Here is a 9245-nt window from a genome sequence, read left to right as displayed (position 1 = left end):
AAACAAGCTCCAGCGAAAGGACGGGCGTTAATTGAGCGAACTCGTCAAGAGCTTACGGATGTGACAATCCAGCGAAATTTCATAGAATTAGTGGAAACGGTCTTCGTTTACAAATTTCCACAGCTAAATTTTCAGGAGATAGGCGAGATGTTAGGACTGGGCGATCTAAAACAGACTCGTGCGTATCAAGAGGCTGAACAAGCAGGGCGAGAAGGAGAGCGGGAAGAAATGTTGCAAATTACAGTGCCCTTGCTCCTAGAGAAAGGAATGACCGTTGAGGAAATCGCTCAGTATTACAAGTTGCCTATCGAAACTATCCGACGGTTTATTCCTCAAAAAACAAAATAATCATCGTGTCACTCATGCAGACTAAACACCTTTCACCCGAAGCAACCCAAGCCTTCCTCAACGCTTTACCAGAGAAGATTAAATTGGGGTTGATGACCTGTGCGGCTCAACTTGAGTATCCAGTCGAGGCAGTGATCGAGATGGCAATTGCAGGCTATCTGGATGAGGATTCGGTCAGCTTTGTTGGCTGCAATCCTGTAGGAATCGATTTCGGCAGGAAATCAAACTTTCAAGAGACGGCTCAGTAAAACGAACGTTGGAACAAGAGCCATGCAAGCCACCTCAGAATCTTTAAGTCCCGAAGCTGCTCAACTGATCTTGAATAGCCTGCCTGAGAAAATTCAACTTGGATTAAAGGCTTATGCTGCTCAGGTCGATCAACCGATCGAAGGCGTTCTTGAAATGATGATTGCAGGATTCCTGGATGAGGATTCGATCAGTTTCAAAAAATGCCAGCCTCTTCGAGGAATGCAGTTCGTTTAGTCTCTGCCAAACTATTCAACAGAGAAGCCACAACCGCGATGGACTGTGGCCTTTTTGATGTAGAAGCAACCTATTTGGTTTTGCCCCGTTCTTTTTCTTCCTTCGGCTTTGGATACAGCACTGTAGCCTCTGTCATGAGACCGAGTAGATCCTTTGCCAAGTCGGGATCGTTCGGGTCATGAGTCATTAAACCGATGATTAGTGTTGCTCTAGCGATGAGAAGGAGGGAGACAAGAATCTTCATTTGAAAGATTTATAGCTACGCAATAAACTACGCAGTTGGAGTTCCCACACCAATCGTTCTGTCTAGGGCAAACAAAGCCGAGGGACTGATACGGTGAACAGCTATGTCGCATCTCTAATCAGCAAATATAAGCTTCGATATCTTCTAGATGTCACTATGACATCACTCTGACCCCTTGACGATATAACTCTTACCTCATATAAATATCACTAAGAGATTAAGAGGGCATCAAAATGATCCTTGTCTGTGGTGGAATCAAAGGTGGCGTAGGTAAGACAACCCTTGCGACCAACATGGCGGTGATGAGGGCGAATGATGGAATGGATGTGCTGCTCGTCGATGCGGATGACCAGGGGACAGCTTCAGACTTCACGGCGATCCGTAACGAAGCCATGATCGAAAAGGGTGGGGCAGGCTATACCTCAATCAAGTTACATGGAGCTGCGGTGCGATCGGAAGTGACGCGCATGGCAAAAAAGTATGACGACGTAGTGATCGATGTGGGCGGTCGAGACACGGCTGGACAAAGGGCCGCCTTATCAGTTGCAGACATTTACGTGATCCCTTTCCTCCCCGGCTCCTTCGATGTCTGGACGTTAGAAAGTGTTGGCAAACTAGTTGAGGAAGCCCGCGCTTTCAATGAAAGTCTCAAAGCCGTCTGCGTGATCAATCGAGCCGATGCGAAAGGTTCAGATAATGCGGAAGCGGCCGCGATCGCTAAAGAAACCCCCGGTCTAGAGTTTATCGATGCGCCAATGGGAAATCGTAAAGCGTTCCGATCTGCGGCGGCAAACGGGCTGGCTGTCACTGAAGTCAAACCGTCTGACCAAAAAGCGATCGCTGAAGTCAAAAAGCTGTATAAACTTCTGTTCGATATCTAAGTGATGTCATAGTAGAATCTTTTAGAAGTCAGTTCGATGTTTCTTAGAGTCCTTAAAGAAGTCACAGTGAGGTCAAATGGTGATCAGACGTAAGCCAGCCAGTGTTGATGAATTTATCCAGGAAGGCGGATCAGCCCCTCAAGTGGTGGCACCTCAGCCAGTCGAGGAACCTACCGACGAGGAAGTAAAGGGATTGAAGCTGCGCCTACCTGTAGACCTGCTGAAACGAGTGGATGGAGCGGTTAAGAGTCGTCGTCCTGCACCCAGTCGTCACCAGTGGATTTTGGAAGCAATTTATGAAAAGCTCGATCGGGAAATGGAAGAGAAGGGGTAATAATAGAATCGTTTTTACATCTAGTTAGCCTCTAAAAGATGTTTAAGTGATGTCATAAAGATATCTACTTAAGCCAATTTTCTACCCGCGTGAGGTAAAACTGGAGTAATGAGTTAACGCCCGGACGGGGTGACAGTCTAATTTGGATTATCTGGAGATCTCGATCGTAGTTTGCCCTGTGTGACCAGATTGTTAGGTTTCGCGTTCAATCGCTGGAAAGTCTTATCTAGAAAGTACCTAGACGGGTAAGAGTGAGAGCAGGTGATGTGTCCCACTATTGAAGAAGGCAAGCAACCGATCAAAGGATGAACTTAAACAGATCTCTTCCTGTCCTGTTCATCTCATTCAGCTAAAGGAAAGCCTCTCACTGGAGCCTTCATTTCAAGCAAGTTCGCTTCTAGCTTGCACTCACACTCAAGGACATCAATATGAATATTACAAACATCCAACCGATTAGTGCCTCACAGTCTGGTAGTCTCTGGACGCTGAAAGTGACCTACACCGCAACGTTCACTGATCAGGAGAAAAACCCGCCTCTCAACTACACCTTTCGCGACTCGATCCAAATCCGGGAGTCTGATACCTTTAGCGACGACAACATCACCGGATTGGTCGCTGCCAGCAACTTCAATCCCTCTACGAATTCGGTACAGCGCACGCTAACTACCGTCGTCAAAGGCGATGACTTGGACACAGAGCTAGGAGGCGAGGAAATCTACGCAAAAATCCAGCTTCGCAACTTCACCACTGGAGGAGTTCCGGTAGTTAGAAGGACTCCCGTGATTAACTTATCTCCCTAACGCCTCATGGTTGGCCAGCTTACTTCAGAGGTCGGCTGGTCAATTACTCAATCAACCAAGAAAAATAGGAGAACACATTTATGATTCGTACTAAACGAATTGAAGCAGGAGATTGGCGAACGGTTGAAAGCTTTTGGAATGCAAATGGAACCGCCTTTTTCAAACTTCCTGTGGGTGCTTCGATCAAAGTTCGGTATGGGGTTGGGTTTTTAGGGGTCGATCGCCAAAAACAAACGCTCAATGGCTCAGACTACAAAAAATTATCCGTAGGACTTGCCTCGCTCTCACGCGCCAGAATGCAGATCAAGGTGTCTCAAACCGTAGATGTTACCTACGATGTCTACGGTGGCGGAGTAGCAGTAACAACTCCAGAGATCCCGTTTTAGGAGTGCCTACCGCCTTGTTAAAACAACCTCATCAACTTTCGCAAGCAACGCCATCATTATCCCGATCGCGCTTCGCAGTATAGTTCGCATCACCAGGACGAAAATCACTCAATCCCTGCGCCTTCAGTTCCTTACACGTTCCAGCTACATAGCCGGATTTTTCTTGAACTGGAGCGATCGTTTCTTCAGGCATAGGAGTTGGAGTCGCTTCTGTCTGAGTTAGTTGAGTCTCGACCGGAGACGGTTTAACTTCTGCCTTAACGCTTGGCTCAATAACTTTAGGAGACGGTAAGGGGGAAGGGCTGACAGAAGGGGTGACGGTGGGAGGAGATTGAGCCTGATCTGTGGAAGGTTGACAGCTCGTAATAATCAAGGCTCCAAAGAAAATCACAACAGGGGCGTTGAGTCGGATTGCAGCAGGTTTGAGGGTTTTCATGGAGTCGATCTGGAGCAACATATTGTGGGCAGTACCTACCAATACATCGGTCAGTAAAAAGCTCCAGGAATCTGAAGATCAACAGACACAAAATCACTCTTAAGTTGTAGAAAACCGCAACCCCTAGAACCGATCGCTCACAAACTTGCAGTTACAGCCTTCTTTATCACCACAGCATTAGATGTTATTTGAACCGCCACCTTGGTATCCAGGGGGTTCAGGTTGTGGATTGAGTTGAATGGGAGCATTAATCACGGCACTAGCGTTCAGTTCATTTGATTGTGCTGAAGCAGACTGTGAGATGACAAATCCTGAAAGCACAAGTGAGAAAGTCAGTAGCCCTAAAAACTTATGGCGCATGATGAGTTCCAAATTTGATGTTCAAGAACATACACGAGCCAGATCAGGAGGTTATGCAACCCTTCTAGAGTCCCTCTCTCAGTTCCCACTTTCTAACTGTAAATATTTACAGTCACCCTGAGATTGCAGAGTCCTTTTTCCAGTTCTTTCTTGGGAGGTAGGCTCAGGGCAAGTTTTTTCCTTACGATCGCTCCAACCTTTATGTGTTCAGCCTCATGCACCCAATCACAACCTGGCTTCTTAGCGCCCTGGGTGTCTTGCTCATTGCCCCAACTCCTATCAATGCCGCAACAATTCGGCAAAACTTTGAACTGACCGTTAATCGAGTCACGCCACCATCGTTAGAAAGCCCTGATCCTGCCTTAAATAATTTGCCACTGCCAGAGATCGGCACTCAAGGGCGAGGATCATTCACCTACGATGAATCTAAGTTGACCTTCGTGAAGGAGTTGAGCGTTTACCGGGACACCTATGCGTTGGGCGTTCCAGGGAGAATTGATTTTGCAGATTTTTCCCTCGACTTCTTTAATCGCACCTACACCCAATGGACAAGCGGACAGTCCAGAATTGGTCAGTATCTCCTCTTTAATCGCACTCCGTCCGGGCAATATACCCCACAAAGCCTGCTCCTGGATGCGGTAAAAGATGGGACGACGGTGGGAATTTTGGATAGTTTCATTGCTTACTATCCGGCATCCCCTTTTGTGTACAGTCCTAGCGTCATGGGTTCAGCCAGTGGAACGTTTCGCTTTACGGATGCAGAACCCGTTCCTGAACCTTCTTTTGCGATCGTACCCGTTCTTGTCTTGGGGCTAGGATGGCTCTCTCAACGCAAACACACCCACTTCACCAAACGAATGGGATGAACCGGGCACTGCTGTTTTGATATTCCGCATATCCTGGGTATTTTTCAGGCATCGTTTTCTCCTTTTGAGCCATCATTTGCAGGTACATCAGGAGAATCACCCCTGGTACAAGATAAGCCCACATTGAACCCGCTAGTACACTGAAACTGAGGTAGCGCAACCAATCACCAAAATAATTGATATGCCGGGAAAATCGCCATAACCCATCGCTGACCAAATCCGCCCCCCATTGTTTAGCAGTCAACTTTTGAAGGTCTGCACTCGTATTTATCAAACTGCCGAAGATGTAGAGAAGTAATGCGATCGCTGCCGTACTCAGCGAGAGTGGCACTGGATTAATAAACGCGAGATAGCCTGGTAGAGTGTAGAACACGCCCACCACGAGCAGGGTTGAAACAAATCCTAAAAATCCAAGGGATTGATTGAATATTTGTCGTCGAGATGGGTAGAACCATTGCTCTAAGAGCCACCACAGACAATAACTACCATGCAAACAGAGGTAGAGAAGTTGGCGGAAATCGTGAATTCCATACAAAACCGCGCAAAGTGCGAGTAGCAGGATAGTTAGACCTTTACCTAAATTAATCGCCGTCAACGCCTTACCGTTCCAACGATCAATGCTGACATTTTCTTCCATGATGTTGTCAGAACTCGATAGGGTGATCAAAGTGTGACACGAATCCTGAAATTCGTCAGTAGCATCATAATTCGCGTCCACTTCGGTTTTCGTCATTACAACTCGGTTTTCTTCTCGCCCTGAGAGAGCCAATCAAAATTCCAAACGCGCGGTCACGTTCTCGTGTGCCAAAGGCATCGCCTCCTCTACCTGCTGCTCTGTCACCTCCATTAACTGCCACTGAATCCGATCGAACCGAGCCGGATTTGCAGCCGTATACCGAACCGTATGCTGAATATTCTTGTGCCCCAAATATTCTTGAATGTCTCGCGTCGGTAATCCCTGTTCTGCCAGGTAGTACCCGCAGCTATGACGCAACATATGAGGATGAACGGGTAGAGGTAAATCAGCTAACTCACCCGATCGCATCACAATTTTCGCGATCGCACCCGTCGATAACTTCTTACCCCGTTCGTCAACAAACAGGTGATAGTTTCCGGGATAGCATTCTTTCAATTGCATCAAGGCTTCTAACTCATCGGTCTGAAGTCGATGGATGCCACTTTCACTACCTTTGAGCCGGGTGATCGAAATATTTCGTTCATCAAACATCACGGCATCCCATTTCAACAACGAGGCTTCCCCTACTCTCAAACCATGCCGAAACATCATTAATAGAAGGGTGCGATCGCGGAGTCGATGTCGTCCTCGTTCCCCAGCAACTTTGATCAAGTGCATCGCTTCATTGGGCGTGAGATGTTCTCGACTGCGGTAGACCTTATTTTTCTGTCGAGTAGGCAGCGATCGAGTAGACATTTGCACTGTTTTTCAAACTGTCCGAATTATGACCCATTTACAGACAGTTTGGAAGCCTGAAACCCCCATTCTCTCGTTGAGCCAAAAATGACAGCTATTTTTCAACGCTCTATTGAGAATGACCCCCACCTTGTTGAGATTGCTCTTCAAGGGTCAACTTGGTTAGCTCAGTTATCAATCGTGACTCCCTCCTCAATCATGGGCACCTTATTTCTTGTAGGCTAACCAGGTTTGCAGAGAAATCATGGGCAAGGGTCAGAAGCCAATGGTGGGGGCTAGGGTGCCTCATGTCTGGAAAGCTCAGATCCAGGGGATTTGTCAGGAGACGGGCAAGAGTGAAAGTGAAGTGGTGCAGGAAGCGATCGCTCAGTATTTGGGGTGCACTGATCTCGATTCGGTTGAATCTTTGATGAAGCGGGTTGCCACGTTGGAGCGGCAGTTAAAGAAGTTAGCAGCAAGACTGTAAATGGGCGCATCTATTGGTTGTGGGTAATAGTCAGGCGAAAGGGGGTGGTCAGCGAACAACTCATCGAAGCGCTGATTGACCCAAGCGACCCGGAGATACAGGAGATGATCGCACCCTGACTCACTCCAGCGCATCCCAACCCCCTTAAATCGTTGAGTAATCAACCACTTGCAAGCGCTCTCCACCATGCCAGAGCCAATCGGCAGTCCCATCTGTTTGAACTGGCGATATTGCAAGTGTTCGAGATGGGGTTTGAGATAGTTCCGCCCTTGGTTGAGCTTTGGCTTGGCGGTCTGTGGGGTGGACGCATAGCTTAACAGTGCGCTCAATTCACTGAGGATGCGATGGACATAGCCATGCCGCAGTTGATGCCGCAAGCGCGTAAACCATTGCTCTGGGGTACGATTTTTCACCGTATGGCCAGAGGCAAGGGCTGCCTCAAACAGATGCTGGCTGGCATGATAGAAATCCAAAATGCCGATGGCAAGGTGAGCAAAGCAGCGCTCAAACAGTCGCCAAAAGCCCCGCGCACCGTCGCTGATCCACACCACCTGCTTGGCTTTGCAAATCTGCTGTCGATGGGCTTCTAGTTCAAGCAGCGGTTGCAATTCATCGATACTGCCACGAATGGCCACCAGGCGACGCTGCACCAGTTGAGTTACCGTTTCGCCTGAGCGTTTGATGCGACTGCCCAAGTGGGTCAGCAGTGCTACCTTGACTTCCTGGTAGACGATCTTCCCTTTGTTGCTCTTCGAGTGCGGACGGAACGGAACCGTCACGCCGTCGGCTCCAATCAGAAGGGGCAAGGTCGCCACGTCCTCATCCATTGCCTCAGGGGGTAGCCCATGCCCCGCTTGCCATGCTCCTACTTCAGCTTGTATAGTTGCCCTCTGCTTTGAACCCCACTGCTGCACCCACTGCCACAGGGCAGCGTCGCTGATGCAAACACCGCTCAACTGATTCAAAAGGTGAACCGCTAAGCCAAACGGGAGGAAGACCGCAAGCAGGCACCCCAGTCGCATCAACTCCACCGAGGTTTGTTGTGTAAGGCTCGATCTCAAGGGCTTCATCAAACGGCACTGCATGACTGCCTCTACAGCGATTGGGGCATCGTCCCACTCGCCGTTTCCATTCCACCGGCCCCACCAACGTCAGCATCCTCCGCCCCACAAACCCTTTGCTCTGGAGTTTGGCTCCGCACTCAGCACAGTTGTCCCACTGCTCTGCTTGCTGCGCTCGTCGGTTTAGCTCGTACTCCACAAACGCACGAACCAGCCATAAACCCATCTGCCATGCTGTCAGCACCAGAGCCGCAAGCGTTGTACTTTGATGGAATTGCTCTCGCATCTGCTGCCACTCTCGCGTCATGGGAGTGGACTGTTCATCAGGCGTTATCATGAAAGTAGTTTTTTTGTTACTGGGGCAGCCCTTTTGGGGTTTGCCCTTTTTTGTTGACTACTTCTATTCTCGCGAATCGCCGACAGTCGCTCCCCCAACCAATAGATGCGCCCGTCGCAATGGAATAGAAACTTACGTTAACGATTACGCACTCAGTGTTTCAGCCTTTATTTACCCTTCCCCTTAAGGTAAAGAGAAGAACCCAGTAAAGTTGCTTGAGTAGTGATGATAGGAGGGATAACGTCCTTAATAAACGGGTACTTTTGAAGCTGGGGTCGGTCTGAGCTTGAGGGTCTACGATAGCTCCCATGTCGGCAAGCAGATTGGGCAGTTTGATTTCGATGCGTTTACGTCCGCTGCGGGCATAGCCATCCTCAATCGGTTGTCCACTGGGGAGTTCCTGCATTCCTTTGCGGATGGTACGTCGATTCCATCCCAATTCTCGTTCTGCCAGGGTTTGTCCACCGATGCCTAATCCTTTTACCACTTCTGCCATAAATTGTCGTCGGTCACTCTCTTTGAGCTTTTGAGTAGTTTGTAATGTAACGTGAATTCGATGGAGTTTTCTCGCTTCGTTGCGATCAGCTTCAGCCCCCCAACCCCCCAATTTTGGGGGACTTTGAGACAATATTTCTCGTTCAAAGTCCCCCAATTTTGGGGGATTTAGGGGGCTGAAGCCGATTGAAACGAAGCGAGCCACTCTCATCGAACTCCTAAGAAACAATCTTTAAGTCGAAGCGGTAGAAGCTGGCTGCTGTGTGAGGTCAAATCCTAACGATGCAGCCTGTTTTCGCAACTGCTTGAGTTTGCG

At 48.6% G+C, this 9245-nt stretch carries 12 protein-coding genes and 1 pseudogene; 8 read left to right on the top strand and 5 right to left on the bottom strand.

Features of this window, described 5'->3' with window-relative positions; translation table 11 throughout:
- The 7 genes from ACJ2PR_RS33695 to ACJ2PR_RS33665 form a co-directional block, all read left to right on the top strand.
- A partial coding sequence (locus tag ACJ2PR_RS33695; protein ID WP_446880319.1) for a DUF2887 domain-containing protein occupies window positions 1-348 on the top strand: 348 nt, incomplete at its 5' end.
- A 14-nt stretch (window positions 349-362) separates the two neighbouring features.
- Window positions 363-596 carry a hypothetical protein gene (locus ACJ2PR_RS33690; RefSeq protein WP_446880318.1) on the top strand — a complete coding sequence of 78 codons (234 nt, stop codon included), beginning with the start codon at window positions 363-365 and terminating at the stop codon, window positions 594-596.
- Window positions 597-618: 22 nt separating this feature from the next.
- Complete coding sequence (locus ACJ2PR_RS33685) at window positions 619-831, top strand: hypothetical protein (RefSeq protein ID WP_446878199.1); 213 nt, start codon at window positions 619-621, stop codon at window positions 829-831.
- Window positions 832-1308: 477 nt separating this feature from the next.
- Window positions 1309-1956, top strand: coding sequence for a nucleotide-binding protein (locus tag ACJ2PR_RS33680; protein WP_446880317.1), 648 nt, complete (start codon window positions 1309-1311; stop codon window positions 1954-1956).
- Between the two features lie 76 nt (window positions 1957-2032).
- A complete protein-coding gene (locus tag ACJ2PR_RS33675; RefSeq protein WP_446880316.1) occupies window positions 2033-2290 on the top strand; it encodes a hypothetical protein in 258 nt (85 codons plus the stop codon).
- A 428-nt stretch (window positions 2291-2718) separates the two neighbouring features.
- Entirely contained in the window at window positions 2719-3090 is a 372-nt protein-coding gene (locus ACJ2PR_RS33670) for a hypothetical protein (RefSeq protein WP_446880315.1), read from the top strand.
- Window positions 3091-3170: 80 nt separating this feature from the next.
- Window positions 3171-3476, top strand: coding sequence for a hypothetical protein (locus tag ACJ2PR_RS33665; protein ID WP_446880314.1), 306 nt, complete (start codon window positions 3171-3173; stop codon window positions 3474-3476).
- Between the two features lie 31 nt (window positions 3477-3507).
- Here ACJ2PR_RS33665 and ACJ2PR_RS33660 read toward each other — a convergent pair whose 3' ends face one another.
- Complete coding sequence (locus ACJ2PR_RS33660) at window positions 3508-3912, bottom strand: excalibur calcium-binding domain-containing protein (RefSeq protein WP_446880313.1); 405 nt, start codon at window positions 3910-3912, stop codon at window positions 3508-3510.
- Between the two features lie 575 nt (window positions 3913-4487).
- On the opposite strand from ACJ2PR_RS33660, the gene ACJ2PR_RS33655 reads away from it, so the two are divergent.
- Window positions 4488-5138 carry a hypothetical protein gene (locus ACJ2PR_RS33655; protein ID WP_446880312.1) on the top strand — a complete coding sequence of 217 codons (651 nt, stop codon included), beginning with the start codon at window positions 4488-4490 and terminating at the stop codon, window positions 5136-5138.
- On the opposite strand, the gene ACJ2PR_RS33650 is transcribed toward ACJ2PR_RS33655, so the two are convergent.
- The 4 genes and pseudogenes from ACJ2PR_RS33650 to ACJ2PR_RS33635 form a co-directional block, all read right to left on the bottom strand.
- Window positions 5119-5871 carry a DUF1295 domain-containing protein gene (locus tag ACJ2PR_RS33650; protein WP_446880311.1) on the bottom strand — a complete coding sequence of 251 codons (753 nt, stop codon included), beginning with the start codon at window positions 5869-5871 and terminating at the stop codon, window positions 5119-5121. The genes ACJ2PR_RS33655 and ACJ2PR_RS33650 overlap by 20 nt on opposite strands.
- Before the next feature lie 36 nt (window positions 5872-5907).
- Entirely contained in the window at window positions 5908-6570 is a 663-nt protein-coding gene (locus ACJ2PR_RS33645; RefSeq protein ID WP_446880320.1) for a tyrosine-type recombinase/integrase, read from the bottom strand.
- A 504-nt stretch (window positions 6571-7074) separates the two neighbouring features.
- Window positions 7075-8434: pseudogene (locus ACJ2PR_RS33640) on the bottom strand (ISKra4 family transposase); the annotation flags it as partial.
- 160 nt (window positions 8435-8594) lie between these two features.
- Window positions 8595-9062, bottom strand: coding sequence for a hypothetical protein (locus ACJ2PR_RS33635; RefSeq protein ID WP_446880310.1), 468 nt, complete (start codon window positions 9060-9062; stop codon window positions 8595-8597).
- Between the last annotated feature and the right edge of the window lie 183 nt (window positions 9063-9245).

Source organism: Phormidesmis sp. 146-33 (assembly GCF_052939515.1).
Note: the sequence above shows the minus strand (reverse complement) of the source record. Positions and strands in the feature narration are given on the sequence as shown.